The organism is Tateyamaria armeniaca (genome assembly GCF_045797845.1).
Lineage (GTDB): Bacteria > Pseudomonadota > Alphaproteobacteria > Rhodobacterales > Rhodobacteraceae > Tateyamaria > Tateyamaria armeniaca.
In genome coordinates, this window is record NZ_JBHDIY010000002.1 from 2,260,549 (window position 1) to 2,282,850 (window position 22,302).

Below are 22,302 nucleotides of genomic sequence, written 5' to 3' on the forward strand. Positions count from 1 at the left end.
GTTCAGATCAGAAACCCACCCGCCCCTTCATGGCGCAGCAGGGCCACCTTTGTCTCGACACCGCCCGCACCGGAAAATCCGGTCAACCCTTTGGCGCCCATCACCCGGTGGCAGGGGATGATGATCGGGATCGGATTGCCGCCGCAGGCTTGTCCCACGACCTGCGCAGGGATGCCAAGCTGTTTGGCGATGTCCCCATAGGTGCAGGTATGCCCGAACGGAATGGCTGACATCGCGGCACAGACATCGCGCTGCACTTGCGATCCTGCAACACGCAGGGGCAGGTCAAAAACTTCGCGGGTGCCTGCAGCATAAGCTGCCAATTGATCGGCAGCAGCGTCCAGAACGTCTGACGAATCCGCACGCCCGGACGTGCCCCAGGTCAGGCGGACGATGGCGCCGTCCTCTTCACCAAAGGTCAGCGCGCCGAATTGCGTGTCTATGTCCCTGTATCGCATGTGCTCTGTGATGCCGGACAAGCGCGGGTTCGCGCAACCCGAAAGCTGCGGCTTTGACTTGTGCAGATGCGTTGCCCGTCATGTGCGTTTTGGTCACTCGCCAGAGCACGCCAAAGGGCGTAAAGCATCCATATGACCCGCTATGTCCCCCTTGCCGATGCGGCCACGTTGCCGAAATGGCGACGCCCCAAGGCGCTGCTGTTTCTGATGGCATTCGCGATGCCGATCGGGTTTTCGGTTTGGCTGGCGCTGTTGAACAACTTCGTTGTCGAAGTCGCCAGCTTTGACGGGCGCGATATCGGATTGCTGCATATGGTGCGCGAAATTCCGGGCTTTCTGGCCGTGGGCGTCATCTTGGTCATCATGTTCATGCGCGAACAGGTGCTTGGGTTGATCTCGCTGGTTATGCTGGGGCTGGCGACCGCCGTGACCGCGCAGTTTCCGGAGCTGACCGGCATTCTGATACTGACATTCATCAGCTCGGTCGGTTTTCACTATTACGAAACGGTCAACCAGTCGCTGCAACTTCAATGGCTGACCAAGGCCGAGGCCCCGCAAATGCTGGGCTGGCTGTTGGCCGCCGGGTCAGTGGCCACGTTCCTCGTCTACTTCGTCATCATGATCCTGTGGGAGCCGCTGGGCCTGACCTACAACACCGTCTACATGGTGGGCGGGGGCATCACGGCGGCCATCGCAATCTTTGCCATGCTCGCCTATCCGCAGTTCGAGGCCCCGCATCCGCAACTCAAGACTTTCGTGCTGCGTCGGCGCTACTGGCTTTATTACGCGCTGCAATTCATGTCCGGCGCGCGGCGCCAGATTTTCATGGTCTTTGCAGGCTTCATGATGGTCGAAAAATTCGGGTTCGACGTCCACGAACTTACGGCACTTTACCTGATCAACCTTGTGGTCAACATCCTCGTGGCCCCGATTTTGGGCCGGATCGTGGCCCGGTTCGGAGAGCACAAGGCGCTTGTCTTTGAATACACCGGTCTGGTGCTCGTGTTCCTTGCTTATGGCGGGGTGTATTTCCTCGGCTGGGGCCTGATGGTGGCCGCAGCGCTTTACGTCATCGACCACATCTTTTTTGGCCTCGCACTGGCCCTCAAGACCTACTTTCAGAAGATCGCTGATCCCGGTGATATTGCGCCTACTGCGGCCGTGGCCTTTACCATCAACCACATTGCTGCCGTCGGTCTGCCGCTGCCACTGGGCCTTTTGTGGCTTGTGTCACCGGGGGCCGTATTCTTCCTTGCCGCCGGCATGGCGGCCACATCCCTCTGTCTTGCTCTGCTGATCCCACGCCACCCGACACCCGGATACGAAACGCGCCTTGGCACGCCTGTGCCATCCCCCGCAGAATAGCGATGTCCGAAGGGCGCTTTCTGACTGGCTCCACCATGGGTCACGTGGTGCGCATGACGGCAACAGGCGCGTTCGGCATCACCTTTGTCTTTCTGGTGGATGCGGCCAACCTGCTCTGGATCTCTCAACTGGGGCAACCGCAACTGGTGGCGGCCATCGGTTTTGCCTATGCGATCCAGTTCTTTTCGGTCTCATCGGGTGTGGGCCTGATGATCGCGGCCACGGCGCTCGTCTCGCGCCGGATCGGAGAGGGCGACCGTGTCGCCGCGCGACGTCAGGCCGGGGCGGCCATCGCTATTTCCTGCACCATTCAGGGGGCCGTCGCGCTGATCGTCGTGCTGTTGCGCCACGACCTTGTGACACTGGCAGGCGCAACCGGAGAAACTGCGCGGCTTGCCGCAAGGTACCTGTTGCTGACGGTACCGTCGCTTGTCCCGATGGCTGTCGCGCTTGCTGCGTCCGGGACGCTGCGGGCCGAAGGGTATGGCGCGAAATCCATGTATGTCACGCTGTTTTCTGGTGCTGTGCTTATGGTGCTGGACCCGATCTTTATCCTCTATTTGGGGATGGGGCTCGATGGGGCCGCCCTTGGGCTCGTGCTGTTTCGCTTCTGCCTCATGGGCCTCGCGTTGTTATTTGCCGCCTATCAGCATGATCTGATTGCCCGGCCTGACTGGAACGGTGTGATTGATACATTGCGCCCATACATGGCTGTCGCCTTGCCTGCGATTGCCACGCAAATGGCGACGCCGGCGGGCAACTACTTTCTCACAATCGTCATGGCGCCGTTCGGGGATGATGCGGTGGCGGCCTGGGCCGTCGTGGGGCGGCTGACCGTGTTGGCCTTTGGCGGCGTCTTTGCTCTGTCGGGCGCGATTGGCGGTATCTTTGGCCAGAACCTTGGGGCGGGACATTATGACCGGCTGCGCAGCACATATCGCGACGCGCTGATCTTTTGCGCGTTCTACACGCTTGTGACATGGGGTCTGTTGCTGGCCGTCACGCCGCTGGTCATCGACGCCTTTGGGCTGAGCGGGCAGGGGGCCGATGTGCTGCGTGCGTTCACGCTGGTGGGCGCAGGGGCATTCATCTGCCTTGGGGGCTCTACGTGTCCAACGCCGCCTTCAACAATCTGGGCAAACCGGGCTGGTCCACGCTGCTGGGCTGGATCAAAGATGGCGTGCTCAGTTGGCCGATGGCCGCAGCTCTGGCCAGCATCTTTGGCGCGACCGGCGTGATTTACGGGCAGGCGGCGGCAGGTGCACTGATGGGTGCCCTTGCGGCGCTTTGGGGCTGGCGGTATGTGGCACGGCTTGGGCCGCATGCGGACATCGAACCGCCGCAGGCCCGCCCATGGCCAAGCGCCGACAGATACCGGAGACGATGATGCCCACATGGACCGCCCTGACGACATTGATGGGCAAGACGCCTGCCGAACGGCTGGGCGCTGCCCTCGAAGAACTGGAAGATGCACCCACAGGCGTAGGTGTGTTCGAAGTCGAGGATGGATCTGGCCTATGGGAAGTTGGCGCCTACTTCACCGAAGTACCGGACGAGACGGCGCTGATGCTGCTGGCCTCTGCCTTTGAGGCCAAGCCGTTCAACATCTCGGAACTGCCGGAAACCGACTGGGTCGCCCATGTCCGGCGCGAACTGGCCCCCGTTGAGGCTGGGCGGTTTTTTGTGTACGGAAGCCATGATGCCGACAAGGTGCCGCAGGGCAAACACGCGCTGCTGATCGAGGCGGCGATGGCCTTTGGGACCGGGCACCATGGCACAACGCTGGGCTGTCTGCGCGCGCTGGATCGGCTGGCGGATGCGGGGTTTGTCGGGCGGAACGTGGTCGATGTCGGATGCGGCACAGCCGTTCTGGCGATGGGAGCAGCGGCGATCTGGTCCGACCCGGTGATGGCCAGCGACATCGACGCGCAGGCGGTCGAGGTGGCACAGGCCAATCTGGCGGCCAACGATATGACGGACCGGGTGCACGTGGTCGAGGCTGCGGGGTTCGATCACCGTGATCTCAGCGGCCCCTACGATCTGATTTTTGCCAACATTCTCAAAGGGCCATTGATGGCCTTGGCACCAGACCTGACCGCGCGGTTGGACCCAGAAGGGTACGCGATTCTGTCGGGCATTCTGAACGAACAGGCCGACGATGTGATCGACATTTATGCACAGTGCGGAAACAGTCTGGCCCACCGGGAACAGATTGGTGAATGGACCACTCTGACACTGCAGAAAAAGCCATAATTAGCCACGCTTTTTCGACGCATTTTAGGGTCCTGCCCAGATTTTGACACATTTCAAACGCATCTTGGTCATCCAAGACGGTGGGGGCCGTTCAAGGAGTTGCCGAGGCTGCCATGCAAGACTCGCAAGCAGATTTTAACAAGCGTCTTTCCACGCTGAACCGCAAACACGCGGCGATGTCGCAAGGCTTTTCAACCGCTCTGCGCGCCGACGGGTTGATTGTCATCAAACCCAATCGTGCATTGCGCCGCGCCTTCCCGATCAAGGGTCTGCTCGCCCTTGTTTTCGGATTTTTTGTGTTCAAGGCGATCATGCTCTCGTCGCTGAGCGAAATCACTTATAACGAACGCGTGGCCAAACTGAACCAGGGCGGTGCGCTCGAACAGGCCGGTGCCTGGTTGATGCAGGTCGAACCTGTGACCCATTTTCTGGCCGGTTTCCTTGAGCCGTTGATTGATTGATCTGACGACGTAACGAGTGCGAAGACCCTCCAAATGAAAAAGCCGCGAGCCTGAAACAGGTCTCGCGGCTTTGCCCTTTCGGGCAACCAGCGCATTCTGCGGGGTGTCAGCGGCCTGTGGCCACAACGTCGATATCGCCACGGACAAGTCCGATATCGTCCAGTTCACGGTCCGTCAGAGAATTCAACGCTTTGCGTGTCACACGCGCGTCGTTCCAGGCGATCACTTGTGCGATCAGCTTGGACATGAAACCTTTAACGTGGCCTGCAACTGGAGCAGCGCCGTATGCGGGGCGGGTGGTGTCGAAAGCAGCCATTGTGCAGTCCTTATCTTGATGTATCAGCGCCGAACCATTCGGCGTTGTGCTGTGCATTTAGGCAGCATGAGAACATCAGACAAGCGCGTAAAATTCATATGTGCCATGCAGTGGCTGCATGGCGCAGAATCAGCGTTAACGCACCGGATAATAAGGAGAAATTAAGGCTGTGATCATGTCGATTTTCGACATCTGGATGGCGTTTTTGACCCCTCTATCGCGCATCAGGTCGCCCTTGGTGCCAAAGCATGTCGCAAATGGGCGGTGGCGGTTAACACTTGGCGGATGTTCGCCTTTCGTGCTAGTGCGTTGAAAAAGCCACAAGGCGGGCAAGGGCAGGCGAAAATCATGCGTATATTGGGAATTGATCCGGGTCTGCGGCATATGGGGTGGGGCATCATCGACGCGGATGGGCCACGACTGCGCCATGTTGCCAACGGAATATGCGACTCATCCGGGGATGATCTGTCGCGCCGGTTGCTCAGCCTTTTTGATCAACTCACCGCCGTGATTGTCACCCACGCCCCGGATGCGGCTGCGGTGGAACAGACATTCGTGAACAAGGATGGGGCCGGAACCCTCAAGCTGGGGCAGGCGCGCGGTATCGCGATGCTGGCCCCGGCCCGTGCGGGGCTGAGCGTCGGGGAATATGCACCCAATTCGGTCAAGAAGACGGTTGTTGGTGTGGGTCATGCCGACAAACGGCAGGTCGCCCACATGGTGCGCGTGCAATTGCCCGGGGTCGAGATTGCCGGGCCGGACGCCGCCGACGCACTGGCCATCGCGATCTGCCACGCCCATCACGGCAGTGGCGTCGCGGGTGGCGGTCTGGCTGCAGCCGTCGCGAGGGCCCGCGCATGATCGGCAAATTGACTGGGCGTATCGACTACCGGGCGGCCGATCACGTTCTGATCGACGTGGGCGGGGTGGGATACCTTGTCTACTGTTCTGATCGCACGATGGCGACGTTGCCGGGTGTGGGCCAGATCTGTGCGCTGTTCACCGATCTGGTGGTGCGCGAGGATCTGATGCAGCTGTTCGGGTTTCCGACCCTCGTGGAAAAGGAATGGCATCGCTTGCTGATGTCCGTGCAGGGGGTGGGCGCCAAAGCCTCGCTTGCCATTCTCGGCACGCTGGGACCGGACGGCGTGGGGCGGGCGATTGCGCTTGGGGATTGGAACGCGGTGAAGGCTGCCAAGGGCATCGGCCCCAAGATTGCGCAGCGCATTGTGCTTGACCTCAAGGACAAGGCGCCGGGGGTTATGGCCATGGGCGGCACCGTGGCGCAGGCGACCGGGGATGCGCCAGCGCACGCGGCGGACGATTCTGTCATCGAACCGGTGGTCGTTGCAGCACCGCCAACATCTGCGCAGGCGGACGCATTGTCCGCACTTGGCAACCTTGGCTATGGTCCATCCGATGCGGCCGCCGCGGTGGCGCAGGCGGCAGGCAATGCACCCGATGCGGACACGTCAGCGCTGATCCGCGCGGCGCTGAAACTGCTGGCACCGAAAGGGTAGGGGATGACAGACGCTTCTGACCCCACCTTGCGCGGCACCTCGCTGCCCGAAGATGACGCCACAGCTTTTGATCGTGCCTTGCGCCCGCAGATGCTTGACGATTTTGTTGGGCAGGCCGAGGCGCGCGCCAACCTGCGGGTGTTCATCCAGTCCGCACGCCAGCGCGGCGAAGCCATGGATCACACCCTGTTTCATGGGCCCCCCGGTCTGGGCAAGACGACGCTGGCACAAATCATGGCGCGCGAGTTGGGCGTGAATTTCCGCATGACCTCTGGCCCTGTGCTGGCCCGCGCCGGTGATCTGGCCGCGATCCTCACCAATCTTGAGGCGCGCGATGTGTTGTTCATCGACGAAATTCACCGCCTGAACCCGGCGGTCGAAGAGGTGCTGTACCCGGCGTTGGAAGACTTTGAATTGGACCTTGTGATCGGTGAGGGGCCTGCCGCGCGCACGGTACGCATCGAACTCCAGCCCTTTACGCTGGTGGGTGCTACAACGCGCATGGGTCTGCTGACCACACCGCTGCGCGACCGCTTTGGCATTCCGACGCGCCTGCAATTTTATACTGAGGACGAGTTGTTCACGATTGTGGAGCGCAATGCCCGCAAGCTGGGGGCACCTGCGGACGAGGGCGGCGCGCGCGAGATCGCCAAGCGTGCCCGTGGCACACCGCGCATCGCCGGTCGATTGCTGCGCCGGGTCGTGGATTTCGCCGTTGTCGATGGCGACGGGCGCGTGACCCAAGAACTGGCCGATGCGGCGCTGACCCGCCTTGGCGTTGATCATCTCGGACTTGACGGGGCTGACCGGCGGTACCTGTCGCTGATGGCCGAACACTATGGCGGCGGCCCGGTGGGCATCGAAACGCTAAGCGCTGCGCTGAGCGAAAGCCGTGATGCCCTTGAGGAAGTGATCGAACCCTATCTTCTGCAGCAGGGTCTGATCCAGCGCACTCCGCGCGGACGCATGCTGGCCGCACGCGCTTGGCGTCACCTTGGGCTCGACGCGCCGAAATCAGACCGCGATCTTTTTGACTGATGGACACTGTGCATGACTGCTGACGAGGTTGAGGCGCTGTTCACCCGTGACAGCGGCGACTATGTGTTTGCGCGTTGGGGCCGACCGCTTGCGCCGGTTGTGTTCGGGGTCGAAGACGACACTCTGAGCGTGATCAAAGGTGCGATCGAGGCCGTCAGTCAATTGGCAAACATCTCTGTTGCCGAGACGGACCCTGAGCTGGGCACGAACTTTATCTGGTTCTTTCTGACGGAGTGGTCCGAACTGCTTGACGTGCCGGACATGGACCGGCTCGTGCCGGACCTCGCCCAGCTGGTCGATCGATTGCAAAAGGTCGACGCCAACCAGTACCGTACGTTCCGCTTTGACGAGGCGGCGGCGATCAAGGCGTGCTTTGTCTTCCTGCGCATGGATGCACATCTGTCCAATGTGCCTGCAGAAACCCTCGCCCTCAGTCAGGTTGTGCAATCGATTCTGCTCTGGTCGGATCTGGCCTTTCGTGACCGCTCGCCTCTTGCCGTGGCAGGCGAGACGACGATTTTGCGCCCGGATATTGCGGCCCTGATCCGCGCAGCCTACGATCCGGTGATGCCGGGGGCGGCACATGACGCCAGCCATGCCTTGCGTCTGGCCGCACGTATCGCGCCCATGGCCTGAACCGGGCTGGCCGCACAGACTGAGGAACACACACTATGAAAAACGGATTGGTCATGCTGCTCGCGCTTGCGCTGTGTGCGACAACCGCCCTGGCCCATCAAGGGGTCAAGAACCCTGCCGTCATGGCCCGAATGCACGGGATGAAGCAGATTTCCGACAACGTGAAAATGCTGGGCACGATGGCCAAAGGGCAGATCGCGTTTGATGCGGCCACCGCCCAGAACGCAGCGCGCGCGATAGCGCGTCACTCGGCAGAGTCCGTGGCTTTGTTCACGGCGCCTGAAACGGATCCGAAATCCGAAGCGCGCGAGGTGATCTGGACAGAGTTTGACGACTTCTCGGCCAAGGCACGGGATCTCGAAACTCTCGCAAACGATCTGGCAAACACACTGAACAGCCTTGATGACGTAAAGGCCGCAATGAAGCCGCTGGGGGCGTCCTGTAAGGCCTGCCATTCGGTCTATCGCGACTGAGATAATGCCGCAAAACAGGCAGTCCAAACGCCGGCGGTGAAGACAGCTGCAAACGATTCGTCCGCACCAAGTTTCGCGCCTTGCGGGAATGCTGATCCGCCCGGTGCGACCGACGTGCGGATTCTTCGACTTACTCACAGACTTGCCCACAGTCTTGTCCGGTTGACCGATAGACTCAGCGCAAATGCACCTCCTATAGTGGTTCGGGTCGTCTAGCGCGCAATATGTAGTTTTCGGGGGATAATTATGAATCAAGCAGATACTGTCTGGATACTGGTCACAACCGCATTGGTCTTCTTCATGTCGCTGCCGGGGTTGCTGCTGTTTTACGGGGGCATGGTGCGGGCGCGCAATGCGATCAGCGTCTTTACCCAAGGCTATGCGGTGGCATGCCTGATGGCGATCCTTTGGTTCATCGCGGGCTATTCCATCGCTTACGGGGATGCGAGCCCATATTGGGGCGGCTTGGGCAAAGTCTTCCTATCAGGTGTGACGCAGGACAGTCTGGTCGGGACCCTGCCCGAGATCGTCTTTTTCAGCTTTCAGATGACATTCGCGATCATCACCCCGGTGCTGGTGCTGGGGGTCTTTGCGGAGCGCACCAAGTTCGGCTTTGTTCTGCTGTTTTCCTGCCTCTGGATGCTGCTTGTCTATGCGCCCATTGCCCATTGGGTCTGGGGCGGCGGGTTCCTGTCAGATGGCGGCATATTCGGCGAAAACGGCGTGCGTGACTTTGCAGGCGGGCTGGTTGTGCACGAGGCGGCGGGTGTGTCGGCACTCATAATCGCACTGGTGCTGGGGCCGCGGCTGAACCGCGATTACGCGCCGCACCAACCGGGCATGGTGATGGTGGGCGCCGCAATGCTCTGGGTCGGCTGGCTTGGCTTCAACGGCGGCTCCAGCCTCGCGGCGGATGTGCGGGCCGGGATGGCGCTGACGGTGACATTGCTGGCCGGGGCAACGGCGTCTGTGACGTGGTTGGTGTGGGAATATGTGAAAACGGGCAAAGCGACACTGGTCGGCATGGTCACCGGAACGATTTCCGGCCTTGCGGCGGTCACACCCGCGTCAGGCTTCGTTGGCCCGGCTTATTCGATCGTGATCGGCATTGTCGCGGGGATCATGTGCCAGGAAACGGTGTATTTCCTGCGCAACCGACTGAAGGTTGACGACTCCCTTGATGTCTTTGCAGTGCATGGTGCGGGCGGCGTTTACGGTACGATGATGATGGCCGCACTTGGCGTCGCGACATGGCCTGCGCAAATCGGCAGCATCCTGATTGTGGGCGGGTATACGGCGGCCGTCACGCTTGTTCTGGTGTTCTTCTGCAAAGGCGTGACAGGATTGCGCGTCGAAAAAGAGGCTGAGGAACAGGGCCTTGATGTCGCAGTGCATGAACAACGGGCCTATGATCTGAGCTAGATGCTAGGATGGACCCACCCGGCGCTGAGTCACCCGCAGCGCCGGGGAAAAAGCCCCGCTGCCAAGGACCGACATGACCCCGCACCGTTTCCCACTGACCGTCTATTATGAAGACACCGACATGGCAGGCGTCGTCTATTACGCCAACTATCTGCGCTATATCGAACGGGCGCGGTCGGAAATCGTGGAACAGATGGGCCTCGATCAGAATGCGATGCGCGCCCAAGGGATTGTGTTTGTCGTCAGCCGGGTCGAGGCCGACTATGTCAGCGCCGCCCGGATGGGGGATCGGCTCGAAGTTGTGACAACCCATCAGGCGGCCAGCCCGGTGCGCTGGACCTTTGATCAGGAAGTGCAACGGGATGGTGCTGTGATCTTTCGCGCGCACGTTGTGGCCGTGACCATGACAACGGGTGGAAAACCTGTCCGACTTCCCGCGGAAATCCGCGCAACTCTCAAGAAATAAGGCGGTTCTGACGCCGAAGTGATAGCTTTCCCCTTTTGCCTGCCGTATATTCCCGCCCAATAAGGGTCGAAACCACGGCCTACCAAAAAAAGAGCAGGCAGATGGAAGCAGAAACCCTTGCCCTCGCGCACGAGGTCGATTTCTCGATGTGGGGGCTATTCCTACGCGCCACGATAACCGTGAAACTGGTGATGATCATGCTGATCGTTGCCTCGTTCTGGGCGTGGGGCATCATCATTCAGAAACTGATCCTGTATCGCCGCGCCCGCGCCGAAGCGGCCCGGTTTGACCGTGCGTTCTGGTCGGGCGAGCCTTTGGACGGGTTGTTCGATCAGATCGGGCCAGACCCGGACGGGGCTGCCGAACAGGTGTTTGCCAGTGGCATGACAGAATGGCAGCGTTCGCATCGCGACGATGGCGGGCTGATTGCCGGGGCGACCTCCCGCATCGACCGCTCGATGGATGTCGCCATCGCCAAGCAATCCGAAAAGCTGCAATCGGGCCTGACTGTGCTGGCCACGGTGGGCTCGTCCGCGCCCTTCATCGGGCTTTTTGGCACGGTTGTGGGTATCATGAACGCGTTCATCGAAATTGCCGAACAGCAGAACACCAACCTCGCCGTCGTGGCCCCCGGCATTGCCGAGGCGCTGCTGGCCACGGGCCTCGGACTGCTGGCCGCCATCCCGGCGGTGATCTTTTACAACAAGCTGAGTGCGGACAGCGACCGCATCGTGGCAGGCTACGAGGCCTTCGCAGACGAGTTCGCGACCATCCTAAGCCGCCAGTTGGACGGCTGAACCATGGGCGCGGGGACCATACAAAAGGACGGCGGATCAGGGCGGCGCAGACGCGGCGGCCGTTCGCGCCCGATGTCTGAAATCAACGTCACCCCGTTTGTGGATGTCATGCTGGTGCTGTTGATCATCTTCATGGTCGCGGCCCCCTTGCTGACTGTCGGCGTGCCAGTCGAGTTGCCAAAGACGGCTGCAGGTGCCTTGCCCGCAGATCAGGAAGAGCCTTTGACCGTGACCGTCACAGCCGATGGCTCCGTCCAGATCCAGACCACCGAGGTGGAGCGCAACGCGCTGGTCCAGCGTCTGCGCGCCATTGCCGCCGAGCGTGACAGTGACCGCGTGTTCCTGCGTGCGGATGGCGCTGTGCCCTATGCGCAGGTGATGGAAGTGATGGGCGCGCTCAATGCGGGCGGCTTTGCCAATATCGGCCTTGTGACGGATATCGGTGGCCCCGCCCTGGACGGCGAAGGCCAATAGGCGATGAACACCGGGCAGGTCATATCGGGGATCGGTCATGCAGGCCTGATCTGCTGGGTGCTGTTTGGTGGCACGTTCCAGTCTGAACCGCTGCCGTTCGAGGTGACCGAGGTGTCGGTGATCTCGACCGATGCGTTCGAGGCGCTCTTGGCATCAGGCCCGCAGCCTGACAGCGCAACCGAGGTCGCCTTGCCCGAGGCACCCGAAGTGGTGCCTGATCCTGTCGAGACCTCGGAACCCGATGATGCCATCGCCACTCAGCCCCCGGAGCCGACTGTCGTTCCTGATCCCGAAGTCGTGCCCGAACCGCCAGCACCCCAGCCCGAGCCCGAGATCGCTGACGTCTCGCCCGAGCAACCACAACCGCAGGAACAGGCCGTTCTCGTGCCAGAGGTTGCACCACGCCCGATCCCGCGTCCGTCTGAACGTATCGCGCCCGAGGCCGTCGCCCCACCCCCGAAGACGTGGCCCCGGATGAGATCGAACAAGAGGCGGTGACCGAAGACGACGGCGCAGACACTCCGGCGGAAGAACAAGAGGCCACTGCGCCCGAAGAGGCCGCGACAGAGATTGTGACCGAAGCCGAAGAGCCATCAAACGCCCCCACAACATCGCCGCGCCCGCCGTCGACGCGCCCCAGCGCGCCCGTGCGCACGGCCCAGCCCGAAACGCCTGCGCCCGCAGCCGAAACCCCGACCCCTGCACCCGCCCCAACCGATGACGCGGTGAACGACGCACTGCGTCAGGCGCTGGGCGGCGGGGAAGAGGACGTTCCCCAAGGCCCGCCCCTGACGGCTGGTGAAAAGGACGCGCTGCGCGTTGCCGTCTCAAGCTGCTGGAATGTTGGGTCACTCTCGACCGAGGCGTTGGGCACCACAGTTGTCGTGACCGTCGACATGACGCAGGACGGCAAGCCGGTGAACAGTTCCATCCGCCTCGCCTCGCATTCCGGTGGGTCAGCGGCGGCTGCAAATCAGGCCTTTGAGGCCGCACGCCGCGCGATTATACGCTGCACGCGTGATGGCTATGGATTGCCGGCCGACAAATACGGCCAATGGAAAGAAATCGAGATGACGTTCAATCCCGAAAGGATGCGTATCAAATGATGTATCGATTGCTGTGCACACTGTTCGCCCTTGGTGCGATCACGCTTGCCCCCATTCTGGCGCACGCCCAGGGTGGCCCGCTGAGGATCGAAATCACCGAAGGCGTGATCGAACCCCTGCCCATCGCCGTCCCTGACCTTGTGGCCGAAACCGCAGGCAGTGCCGAAATGGGCGCGCAACTGGCCCGCGTCATCGCCGCTGACCTCACGGGCACCGGCCTGTTCCGTGAATTGCCCAGCAGCGCCTTCATCAGTCAGGTCGCCGACTTTGGTGCGCCGGTACAATATGCCGACTGGAAGGCGATCAACGCACAGGCCCTCGTCACCGGGGCCGTCAGCGTGAATGGCAACCAGATCAACGTGAAATTCCGTCTCTATGACGTGTTCTCTGGGGCCGAACTGGGCGATGGTCTGCAATTTGCAGGCACCGTCGATGGCTGGCGGCGCATCGCGCACAAGGTGGCCGACGTTGTTTACAGCCGGATCACCGGAGAGGGTGGCTATTTCGACAGCCGGGTTGTCTATGTCAGCGAAACAGGTCCCAAGGACAACCGCCGCAAGCGCCTTGCTGTGATGGATTATGACGGGGCCAACGTGCAGTACCTGACGGGCAGCGAAGACATCGTGCTTGCCCCGCGCTTTTCCAAGACCGGCGACCGGGTGCTTTATACCAGTTACGAGACCGGTTTCCCCCGCATCTTCGTTCTTGATGTGGGCTCAGTCCAGCGTCGGGTGCTGGAAAGCCAGGTTGGCACGATGAGCTTTGCGCCGCGCTTTGCCCCTGATGGGCAAACGGTCGTCTATTCGATCAGCCAGGGCAGCAACACCGACATCTATTCGATGAACATCAATTCGGGTGTCACCAACCGGCTGACCAACACGCCCGCCATCGAAACCGCCCCCAGCTTCAGCCCTGATGGTGCACGGATCGTGTTTGAAAGTGACCGGTCAGGCACCCAGCAACTGTATGTGATGAACGCAGGCGGGGGCGAGGCCACGCGCATTTCCTTTGGCGAGGGGCGCTATGGCACGCCGGTCTGGTCGCCACGCGGAGACTTGATTGCCTTCACCAAACAATCCAAGGGCCGCTTTCATATTGGTGTCATGCGCACCGATGGCAGCGAAGAGCGGCTGCTGACCGCCTCTTTCCTTGATGAAGGGCCAACATGGGCCCCAAATGGGCGGGTCATCATGTTTGCCCGCGAAACCCAAGGGGCGGACGGACGCTCCACGCTCTATTCGGTGGACATCACGGGCCGCAATCTGCGCCCGGTGCGCACACCCGAAGGCGGCTCTGACCCGTCATGGGGGCCGCTGCAACCTTAGGTCGCAAACCGAACCCTGCATTTTCATGCCGCGCAGTTCGTGGTAAGACTGAACATAACGACCAAGAAATTTGGCGAACAAACCCAAGAGAGGCCCGAGCCGATGAAACTGAAAACATCCCTGTTGATGATATGTGCCGCCCTGAGCGTGGCGGCCTGTACGAACCCCGACCGCTTTGGCGGAGGTGAAACAGGCACTGATCCATTTGCCAATGGTGCCAATGGTGCGATTGCAGGCAGTGCCTCTGATCCGTCCTCGCCCGCATACTTCCAGCAGGCCATCGGGGATCGTGTGCTTTTTGCCGTTGATCAATCCTCGCTGTCGCCCGAGGGGCGTGCGACTCTTGACGGGCAGGCAGTGTGGCTGTTGCAAAACGCAGACTTCACGGCCGTGATTGAAGGCCACGCAGATGAGCAGGGCACGCGGGAATATAACCTCGCCCTCGGGGCACGCCGTGCAGATGCAGCGCGCGCCTATCTTGTGGCGCAGGGCGTGCAGGCCAGCCGCCTTCAGGTGGTCAGCTATGGCAAGGAACGCCCGATCGAGATTTGCAGCGAAGAGGCCTGCTATGCCAAGAACCGCCGTGCGGTGACTGTGCTGGCTGGCGGTCTGAGCAGCTAGGCGCGTTTGAACGTGACAAAGGGGCAAGCGATGGTGCGTTTGATTGCAATTCTGGTTCTGGCTTTCGGGGTGGCTGCCCCGCGCACCGCTTTGGCGCAGGATCCCGCCACGCTTGCCGATATTCGTCAGGAACTGACGGTTCTTTACGTCGAAGTGCAGCGGCTCAAGCGCGAATTGTCCACCACCGGAGGCACCGGCACCAGCGTGGGCACAGGCGACACATTTGATCGCATCGCAGCCATTGAAAGCGAGTTGCAACGCCTCACTGGCAAGAGTGAAGAGCTGGAATTCCGCATCGGTCGTGTGATCGAGGACGGAACCAACCGCATCGGCGATCTGGAATTCCGGCTTTGTGAGTTGGAAAGCGGCTGTGACATCTCGGCGCTTGGCGACACGCCAACTTTGGGCGGCGGTGCGGCCCCCGGTGTGCCAGCCGTCGCGCCTGCACCGACAACGCAGCCCGCAACACAACTGGCCGCGAACGAGCAGGCGGATTTTGAGCGGGCGCAGGAGGCGCTTGCCGCCCGTGACTTTCGCGCCGCCGCTGACCAGTTTGAGGCCTTTAATCAGACCTATCCGGGTGGACCCCTCGCAATAGAAGCGACGCTGCGCCGTGGCGAAGCACTCGAAGGTCTGGGCGACGTGCGCGAGGGCGCGCGCGCGTATCTGTCGGCCTTCACGCTGGACCAGCAGGGACCACTGGCCGCCGAGGCACTTTATCGTCTTGGCAACGCGCTGGGCCGTCTGGGACAATCGTCAGAGGCCTGCGTGACACTTGGCGAAGTCGGCGTCAGGTTTCCCGGTGCAGCCGCCGTCACAGACGCAGAGGCGGCCATGCGCAACCTTGGCTGTTCCTGACCCATGCTTGCCCCCTCCTCGCAGCCATCGAAGAGCTGCTGTCAGGCCAGTTGCCCGAACGGCTTGGGGTGGCTGTGTCCGGGGGCGGGGATCTCGGTTGCGTTGCTTGCCGCCCTCGTGGAATTCACTAAGTCCAACGACATTGAACTGCACGTAATCACCGTTGATCACGGCCTTCGTCCCGAAACCAAACATGAGATCGCGCTGGTCACCGATTTGTGTGCCCGCTGGGAATTGCCGCATCACGTCGAATTCTGGACCGGTTGGAGCGGTGAGGGGAACCTGCAGGCCGCGGCCCGTGATGCGCGATACGGGCTGATGGCCGACTGGGCCTATGGCAACCAGATCACCCATGTCGCCCTGGGTCACACGGCGGATGATCAGGCGGAAACCTTTCTGATGCGGCTTGCGCGCGGGGCAGGGGTTGATGGCCTGAGCGCGATGTCCCCGCGCCGGTTGCAACACGGTATCACGTGGGTGCGCCCTTTCTTGCGGGTCGAACGATCTGCGTTGCGCACCTACCTGCGTGCTGCGCGCCTTGACTGGTGCGAAGACCCCAGCAACGAAAACCGGGATTTCGAACGCATCCGCGTGCGCGACGCGCTGACGGTGCTGGGCAGTCTTGGCGTGCAGACGGAAACGCTGGCCGATGTCGCCCAGAACATGTCCCGTGCCCGCGAGGCACTGGATTGGCAGACTTTTCTGGCAGCGCAGGACGCGGCCTCGTTGATCTATGGAACTGTCGCGATTGATTTGCGCAAGTTTCGCATGTTGCCCGAAGAGATCGCGCGCCGCCTGATGGTCCATGCAATCACGTGGATCGCGCAAAGTCCCTATCCCCCACGCCGGGACGCCGTTGCACAGGTGTTGCGCGCAGTCCGCGCGATGCGCGGTGCAACCCTTGAGGGCTGTCAGATCACCGTCGAAAACGATGTGATCTGGGTGTTTCGCGAACTCAACATGTTGCAGGACGTCACCTGCGAAGTTGGCGATATGTGGGATGACCGGTGGCTTGTTACGGGCCCCGAAGATGACCCCGATATCGAAGTGCGCGCCCTTGGTCTGGAGCCGCTTGCAGAGATTGCAGACTGGCGCGCGCTGGGCCTGCCGCGCGCTGCCCTCGCCGTCACACCGTCGGTGTGGTATGATGATCGCATGATCGCCGCACCTGTCGTGCGCCATGATCCGGAATGGGTTGCGGAGCTCGATGGCGGACAGGATGCCTTTTTCGCCGCACTATTATCGCATTGAACCTCGCGATATCCTCTCTATCTTAAGAACAACGCCGTAAGGGGACATCCATACGGCCAGATGTATCAGGAGATTTTCCTTGGGAAACGCACGTAATATCGCCTTCTGGGTGGTTCTGTTTTTGCTGATCTTGGCGTTGTTCAATCTGTTCGGCGGGTCGGGCAACACACTTCAAAGCCGCGAAATCAGCTATTCCGAGTTTGTGGATGCGGTCGAAGACGGCTCTGTCAGCAATGTGACTCTGGACGGCGAACAGGTTCGGTTCCGGCGCGGAACCGAGGATTTCGTGACGATCAAGCCCGAGGATGCCGAGGTCACAGACCTTTTGATCGAGAACGATATCCCTGTGCGCGCAGAACAACAGCAGCAGTCTGGGTTCCAGACGTTCCTGGTGTCGCTGCTGCCATTCCTGCTGCTGATCGGTGTCTGGGTGTATTTCATGAACCGGATGCAGGGCGGTGGTAAAGGCGGAGCCATGGGCTTTGGCAAATCCAAGGCCAAGATGCTGACCGAAAAGCATGGGCGCGTGACCTTTGACGATGTCGCAGGCATCGACGAGGCCAAGGAAGAGCTGGAAGAGATCGTGGAATTCCTGCGCAACCCGCAGAAATTCTCGCGCCTTGGCGGCAAAATTCCCAAAGGTGCCTTGCTTGTTGGCCCTCCCGGCACCGGTAAAACGCTGCTTGCGCGCGCCATTGCTGGCGAGGCGGGTGTGCCGTTCTTCACTATCTCGGGCTCTGATTTTGTCGAGATGTTCGTGGGTGTGGGTGCGTCCCGTGTGCGCGACATGTTCGAGCAGGCCAAGAAAAACGCGCCCTGCATCGTGTTCATCGACGAAATCGACGCCGTGGGTCGCCACCGGGGTGCCGGTTATGGCGGCGGCAACGATGAGCGTGAACAGACGCTGAACCAGTTGCTGGTCGAAATGGACGGGTTTGAGGCGAATGAAGGCGTGATCATCATCGCCGCCACCAACCGCAAAGACGTGCTGGACCCAGCGTTGCTGCGCCCCGGCCGTTTTGACCGCCAGGTCACAGTGGGCAACCCAGACATTAAGGGCCGTGAGAAGATTTTGGCCGTGCACGCGCGCAAGACCCCGCTTGGCCCTGATGTCGATTTGCGCATCATCGCGCGTGGTACACCCGGGTTCTCGGGTGCGGATCTGGCCAACCTTGTGAACGAGGCGGCCCTGATGGCGGCCCGCGTGGGACGCCGGTTTGTCACGATGATCGACTTTGAGTCCGCCAAGGACAAGGTCATGATGGGCCCCGAACGCCGCTCCATGGTGATGACGGCCGCGCAAAAGGAAATGACTGCCTATCACGAGGCCGGACACGCGCTGGTCGGTATGAAGCTGCCCAAATGCGACCCGGTCTACAAGGCGACGATCATTCCGCGTGGCGGTGCGTTGGGCATGGTGATGAGCCTGCCGGAAATGGACCGTCTGAACATGTTCAAGGACGAATGCCACCAGCGGCTTGCCATGACCATGGCGGGCAAAGCGGCAGAAATCCACAAATATGGGCCGGACTCAGTGTCCAACGGACCCGCAGGCGACATCCAGCAAGCCAGTGGTCTGGCCCGCGCGATGGTGCTGCAGTGGGGCATGTCGGACAAGGTCGGCAACATCGACTACTCCGAGGCGGCCCAGGGCTATCAGGGCAACACTGCCGGATTCTCCGTATCCGCCAACACCAAAGAGACAGTCGAACAGGAAGTCCAGAAGTTCATTCAGGACGGCTATGACTGGGCGCTCAAGATCATTTCCGAGAACGAGGAAGAGTTCGAGCGACTGGCACAGGGGCTGCTGGAATACGAAACCCTCACCGGTGAAGAGATCGAGCGAGTGATGCGCGGCGAACCGCCCCACGCGCCCGACGATGAGGATGGCGGATCGAAGGTTGAGGAAGAAAAACCAAGCCTCACCGCGATCCCGAAAGCCAAGAAAAAGTCTGACCCCTCGGGCGACGGCGGCATGGAACCAGAACCAAGCGCCTGACACCGGGTGACGGCAACGACATTGAAAGGTCCGCTTTGGCGGGCCTTTTTCGTAAAATGTCGAGCTATTAACAGGCGCATCACAGATCCTGCACCCGCGCGCACATTTTCTGATTTGTACTCGTCAAACGCATCACGTTAGGGTCGCGCGAAACACCCGGAGAGTCGCCATGCCAGCCCTGAAACCAACATCCTACTCTGCCCGCATCACATGGCTGGGACGCGTCACCGAAAAGGGCGGCACATTGCGCTCGTCCCCGTTGGAAACAGTCGATGCGACACTCGACGGATTTCCCGGCGAAACCCATGGCGGTGCGACACGCCCGGCATGCAGCCGCGTGTCCACCCAATACGAACGCGGCACCGAAATCCGAAATGTGCGGCAGTTGTCCATCATCAGTGCAGAGGAATTGGCCGATATCGCAGCCGCGATGGAGATGGACCACATCGACCCCGCATGGATCGGGGCATCGATGGTGATCGAAGGCATCCCGGATTTTTCGCATGTTCCCCCGTCCTCACGGCTGATGGCCCCGTCTGGCGCAGGCATCACCATCGATATGGAAAACCGCCCCTGCATCTATCCGGGCCGCGAGATCGAGAAAGAGGCGGAAGGCTTTGGCAAACGGTTCAAACCAGCGGCAAAGGGGCGACGCGGGGTGACGGCGTGGATGGAATTTGGCGGACGCTTGGCCATAGGCGATACTCTGGTTCTGCATGTGCCAGACCAACCCGTATGGGAGCATCTGTCAGACGCGCGTGCCACCTGACGCGCGGGTGTGTACTGTGATGCTTCAAACTGCACAGATACCCAGCCACTGCGAATGCCTGCGTCGCCACGCTTGATTTGAGGCACCGACCTCGTGCAGGCTTGCCCGCGAGGGTCGGGGGCAGGACAACGGACACGGTGCTAGATTACTACCAGATCGCCGGATACGGTGGCGTCTTCTTTTATTTGGGTTCCTACGGGCTGCTGCAACTTGGCGTGCTGAAGGGCAACAGCTACACCTATGCCGCCCTCAACATGTTGGCGGCGGGCCTCGTTCTGGTGTCGCTCTTTCGCAATTGGAACCTGTTTTCGGCCATCATTCAGATCAGTTGGATCACCCTGTCCATCATGGGGATCGCGCGGGTCTGGGTGCTGACCAACATGCTGCGTTTCAGCGACGAGGAAAAGACGCTGCTGGCAAGCCATTTCCCGGCGCTGCGCGCAATCGAGGCGAAAAAGCTGATGGATGCAGGGGCATGGTATGACGGTGACGTCGGGGATGCGCTGACTGAGCAGGGTGCCCCGGTCGACGCACTGTCCTATCTGGCCAGCGGTGGCGTGGACATCGACGTGGGCGGGCAGATCATCGCGCAGGTCGGACCTGGGCAATTCATTGGCGAAATGGCCTGCATGTCCAGCGGCCCCGCCAGCGCGTCCGTGCGGCTGAACCAGCCGACCCGCTATTTCAGCGCACCATCCGAGGCCCTCAGACGTCTTGTGCGTCGCAATCCGGACATCGCCCCGCACCTTGATCTGGCCTTTTCGGGCAACATCCGCAGCAAGCTGATGGCCACCAATACCGTTCTGGAAAGGACGATGAAGGCACGCGAGGCCGTTCCCGCCCGGGACTGATCGTTTCCGAAACGAAACGATAGCGCCCATCGTGGCCGCTCAACCGCGCTGAAATGTCGGAATCGCACGCATGGACCCTAGGCATGCGCCTGTATGCAGTCCACGACACACGTGCCCTTCTGACTTGCCGAGGAACATCATGGCCTACAAATCCGACATCGAAATTGCGCGTGAGGCGCAAAAGAAGCCGATCCAGGAGATCGGGGCCAAGATTGGCATTCAAAGCGCTGACCTGCTGCCCTATGGCCACGACAAGGCAAAGGTCAGCCAGTCGTTTATCAACTCGGTTCAGGGTCGCCCCGACGGCAAGCTGATCCTTGTGACCGCGATCAACCCTACGCCCGCAGGCGAAGGCAAGACCACAACCACCGTGGGTCTGGGCGATGGTCTGAACCGCATCGGCAAAAAGGCGATGGTCTGTATCCGCGAGGCGTCACTGGGTCCCAATTTTGGCATGAAGGGCGGGGCCGCCGGTGGGGGTTATGCGCAGATCGTTCCCATGGAAGAGATGAACCTGCACTTCACCGGGGATTTCCACGCGATCACTTCTGCCCACTCGCTGCTGAGCGCGATGATCGACAACCACATCTACTGGGGCAACGAGTTGGACATCGACCTGCGCCGCGTCGTGTGGCGCCGTGTGGTCGACATGAACGACCGCGCCCTGCGCCAGATCACGGCGTCTTTGGGTGGTGTCGCCAACGGCTTTCCGCGCGAGGCGGGCTTTGACATCACCGTGGCCTCCGAAGTCATGGCGATCCTGTGTCTGGCCAAGGACCTCAAGGACCTGCAGAACCGTCTGGGCGATATGATCGTCGCCTACCGCCGGGATCGCAGCCCAGTTTTCTGCCGCGACATCAAGGCGGATGGGGCCATGACCGTTCTGCTCAAGGACGCCATGCAGCCCAACATTGTGCAGACGCTGGAAAACAACCCCGCCTTTGTGCATGGCGGCCCGTTTGCCAACATCGCGCATGGCTGCAACTCGGTTATCGCGACGACCACGGCGCTGAAACTCACCGACTACGTGGTGACCGAAGCCGGATTTGGAGCGGATTTGGGTGCCGAGAAGTTCATGAACATCAAGTGCCGCAAGGCGGGCATCTCGCCATCGGTTGTGGTCTGCGTCGCCACGGTACGCGCGATGAAAATGAACGGCGGCGTGGCCAAGGCCGATCTGGGCACCGAGAATGTGGATGCGGTCAAGGCGGGCTGCCCCAACCTTGGGCGTCACATCGAAAACCTCAAATCCTTTGGCGTGCCGGTGGTCGTCGCGATCAACCACTTCGTCACCGACACGGACGCCGAAGTGCAGGCGGTCAAGGATTTCGTGGCCGAACAGGGGGCCGAAGCGGTGCTGAGCCGCCATTGGGAACTTGGCTCGGAAGGGTCTGCCGATCTGGCCACCAAGGTTGCCGAACTGGCCGATGCCGGTACTGCTGATTTCGCGCCGATCTACCCGGACGAGATGTCGCTGGCCGACAAGATCCAGACCATCGCCAAGAAAATCTACCGCGCCGACGGGGCCGTGATGGATCAGAAAATCCTTGATCAGCTCAAATTGTGGGAAGATCAGGGATACGGATCGCTGCCGGTCTGCATGGCAAAAACGCAGTATTCGTTCTCGACCGATCCGACATTGCGCGGGGCCCCCACCGGGTTCAACGTGCCGGTGCGCGAAGTGCGTTTGTCAGCAGGTGCCGGGTTTGTCGTGGCGGTGTGCGGAGAGATCATGACCATGCCGGGCCTGCCCCGCGTGCCGTCTGCAGAAAGCATTCACCTCAACGAAGATGGCCAGATCGAAGGGCTGTTCTGACACCGGTGGCGGGGTGAAACCCCGCCT

Annotated in this window: 26 protein-coding genes; 24 read left to right on the forward strand and 2 right to left on the reverse strand. The window is 61.1% G+C overall.

Annotation, left to right across the window (positions count from 1 at the left end; translation table 11 throughout):
• Positions 1 to 2 precede the first annotated feature (2 nt).
• Positions 3 to 458 (reverse strand): methylated-DNA--[protein]-cysteine S-methyltransferase, encoded by a 456-nt coding sequence (locus ACERZ8_RS11405; protein ID WP_407592310.1) that lies wholly within the window; start codon positions 456 to 458, stop codon positions 3 to 5.
• Between the two features lie 132 nt (positions 459 to 590).
• Here ACERZ8_RS11405 and ACERZ8_RS11410 point away from each other — a divergent pair, with 132 nt between their 5' ends.
• From ACERZ8_RS11410 to ACERZ8_RS11430, 5 genes are all read left to right on the forward strand, one after another.
• Positions 591 to 1,823 (forward strand): MFS transporter, encoded by a 1,233-nt coding sequence (locus tag ACERZ8_RS11410; RefSeq protein ID WP_407592311.1) that lies wholly within the window; start codon positions 591 to 593, stop codon positions 1,821 to 1,823.
• Positions 1,824 to 1,825: 2 nt separating this feature from the next.
• Positions 1,826 to 3,061, forward strand: coding sequence for an MATE family efflux transporter (locus ACERZ8_RS11415; protein ID WP_407592312.1), 1,236 nt, complete (start codon positions 1,826 to 1,828; stop codon positions 3,059 to 3,061).
• A complete protein-coding gene (locus tag ACERZ8_RS11420; RefSeq protein ID WP_407592313.1) occupies positions 3,019 to 3,210 on the forward strand; it encodes a hypothetical protein in 192 nt (63 codons plus the stop codon). The genes ACERZ8_RS11415 and ACERZ8_RS11420 overlap by 43 nt, the downstream gene beginning before the upstream one ends.
• Positions 3,210 to 4,076: a 50S ribosomal protein L11 methyltransferase gene (locus ACERZ8_RS11425; protein ID WP_407594251.1), complete on the forward strand. Its 867-nt coding sequence runs from the start codon at positions 3,210 to 3,212 to the stop codon at positions 4,074 to 4,076. Before ACERZ8_RS11420 ends, ACERZ8_RS11425 begins: the two co-directional genes overlap by 1 nt.
• Positions 4,077 to 4,189: 113 nt before the next feature.
• Positions 4,190 to 4,537 (forward strand): hypothetical protein, encoded by a 348-nt coding sequence (locus tag ACERZ8_RS11430; RefSeq protein ID WP_407592314.1) that lies wholly within the window; start codon positions 4,190 to 4,192, stop codon positions 4,535 to 4,537.
• 106 nt (positions 4,538 to 4,643) lie between these two features.
• On the opposite strand, the gene ACERZ8_RS11435 is transcribed toward ACERZ8_RS11430, so the two are convergent.
• Positions 4,644 to 4,853, reverse strand: a complete 210-nt coding sequence (locus tag ACERZ8_RS11435) for a DUF1127 domain-containing protein (RefSeq protein WP_407592315.1) — start codon at positions 4,851 to 4,853, stop codon at positions 4,644 to 4,646.
• A 345-nt stretch (positions 4,854 to 5,198) separates the two neighbouring features.
• Between ACERZ8_RS11435 and ruvC the strand changes: the two genes are divergently transcribed.
• The 19 genes from ruvC (at position 5,199) to ACERZ8_RS11530 (ending at position 22,275) form a co-directional block, all read left to right on the forward strand.
• Positions 5,199 to 5,714, forward strand: a complete 516-nt coding sequence (gene ruvC, locus ACERZ8_RS11440) for a crossover junction endodeoxyribonuclease RuvC (RefSeq protein ID WP_407594253.1) — start codon at positions 5,199 to 5,201, stop codon at positions 5,712 to 5,714.
• Entirely contained in the window at positions 5,711 to 6,373 is a 663-nt protein-coding gene (gene ruvA / locus ACERZ8_RS11445) for a Holliday junction branch migration protein RuvA (RefSeq protein ID WP_407592316.1), read from the forward strand. Before ruvC ends, ruvA begins: the two co-directional genes overlap by 4 nt.
• A gap of 3 nt (positions 6,374 to 6,376) precedes the next feature.
• Complete coding sequence (ruvB, locus tag ACERZ8_RS11450) at positions 6,377 to 7,411, forward strand: Holliday junction branch migration DNA helicase RuvB (protein ID WP_407592317.1); 1,035 nt, start codon at positions 6,377 to 6,379, stop codon at positions 7,409 to 7,411.
• A gap of 12 nt (positions 7,412 to 7,423) precedes the next feature.
• Entirely contained in the window at positions 7,424 to 8,047 is a 624-nt protein-coding gene (locus tag ACERZ8_RS11455; protein ID WP_407592318.1) for a hypothetical protein, read from the forward strand.
• 35 nt (positions 8,048 to 8,082) lie between these two features.
• Positions 8,083 to 8,520 (forward strand): c-type cytochrome, encoded by a 438-nt coding sequence (locus tag ACERZ8_RS11460; RefSeq protein WP_407592319.1) that lies wholly within the window; start codon positions 8,083 to 8,085, stop codon positions 8,518 to 8,520.
• Between the two features lie 246 nt (positions 8,521 to 8,766).
• Positions 8,767 to 9,942: an ammonium transporter gene (locus ACERZ8_RS11465; protein WP_407592320.1), complete on the forward strand. Its 1,176-nt coding sequence runs from the start codon at positions 8,767 to 8,769 to the stop codon at positions 9,940 to 9,942.
• Positions 9,943 to 10,015: 73 nt separating this feature from the next.
• Positions 10,016 to 10,408 carry a YbgC/FadM family acyl-CoA thioesterase gene (locus ACERZ8_RS11470; protein ID WP_407592321.1) on the forward strand — a complete coding sequence of 131 codons (393 nt, stop codon included), beginning with the start codon at positions 10,016 to 10,018 and terminating at the stop codon, positions 10,406 to 10,408.
• 101 nt (positions 10,409 to 10,509) lie between these two features.
• Positions 10,510 to 11,205, forward strand: coding sequence for a protein TolQ (gene tolQ, locus ACERZ8_RS11475; protein WP_407592322.1), 696 nt, complete (start codon positions 10,510 to 10,512; stop codon positions 11,203 to 11,205).
• Between the two features lie 3 nt (positions 11,206 to 11,208).
• Entirely contained in the window at positions 11,209 to 11,679 is a 471-nt protein-coding gene (tolR, locus tag ACERZ8_RS11480) for a protein TolR (protein WP_407592323.1), read from the forward strand.
• 3 nt (positions 11,680 to 11,682) lie between these two features.
• Positions 11,683 to 12,177, forward strand: a complete 495-nt coding sequence (locus ACERZ8_RS11485) for a hypothetical protein (RefSeq protein ID WP_407592324.1) — start codon at positions 11,683 to 11,685, stop codon at positions 12,175 to 12,177.
• A complete protein-coding gene (locus tag ACERZ8_RS11490) occupies positions 12,144 to 12,785 on the forward strand; it encodes a hypothetical protein (RefSeq protein WP_407592325.1) in 642 nt (213 codons plus the stop codon). The genes ACERZ8_RS11485 and ACERZ8_RS11490 overlap by 34 nt, the downstream gene beginning before the upstream one ends.
• Positions 12,785 to 14,110: a Tol-Pal system beta propeller repeat protein TolB gene (gene tolB, locus ACERZ8_RS11495; protein WP_407594255.1), complete on the forward strand. Its 1,326-nt coding sequence runs from the start codon at positions 12,785 to 12,787 to the stop codon at positions 14,108 to 14,110. Before ACERZ8_RS11490 ends, tolB begins: the two co-directional genes overlap by 1 nt.
• Before the next feature lie 102 nt (positions 14,111 to 14,212).
• Positions 14,213 to 14,731, forward strand: coding sequence for a peptidoglycan-associated lipoprotein Pal (gene pal, locus ACERZ8_RS11500; protein WP_407592326.1), 519 nt, complete (start codon positions 14,213 to 14,215; stop codon positions 14,729 to 14,731).
• Between the two features lie 30 nt (positions 14,732 to 14,761).
• Positions 14,762 to 15,589, forward strand: coding sequence for a tetratricopeptide repeat protein (locus tag ACERZ8_RS11505; RefSeq protein WP_407592327.1), 828 nt, complete (start codon positions 14,762 to 14,764; stop codon positions 15,587 to 15,589).
• A gap of 117 nt (positions 15,590 to 15,706) precedes the next feature.
• Positions 15,707 to 16,840, forward strand: a complete 1,134-nt coding sequence (gene tilS, locus ACERZ8_RS11510; protein WP_407592328.1) for a tRNA lysidine(34) synthetase TilS — start codon at positions 15,707 to 15,709, stop codon at positions 16,838 to 16,840.
• A 79-nt stretch (positions 16,841 to 16,919) separates the two neighbouring features.
• Positions 16,920 to 18,839 (forward strand): ATP-dependent zinc metalloprotease FtsH, encoded by a 1,920-nt coding sequence (gene ftsH, locus ACERZ8_RS11515; protein WP_407592329.1) that lies wholly within the window; start codon positions 16,920 to 16,922, stop codon positions 18,837 to 18,839.
• Between the two features lie 169 nt (positions 18,840 to 19,008).
• A complete protein-coding gene (locus tag ACERZ8_RS11520) occupies positions 19,009 to 19,608 on the forward strand; it encodes an MOSC domain-containing protein (RefSeq protein ID WP_407592330.1) in 600 nt (199 codons plus the stop codon).
• Positions 19,609 to 19,745: 137 nt separating this feature from the next.
• A complete protein-coding gene (locus ACERZ8_RS11525; protein WP_407592331.1) occupies positions 19,746 to 20,459 on the forward strand; it encodes a Crp/Fnr family transcriptional regulator in 714 nt (237 codons plus the stop codon).
• A gap of 139 nt (positions 20,460 to 20,598) precedes the next feature.
• A complete protein-coding gene (locus ACERZ8_RS11530; protein ID WP_407592332.1) occupies positions 20,599 to 22,275 on the forward strand; it encodes a formate--tetrahydrofolate ligase in 1,677 nt (558 codons plus the stop codon).
• The last annotated feature ends 27 nt before the right edge of the window (positions 22,276 to 22,302 follow it).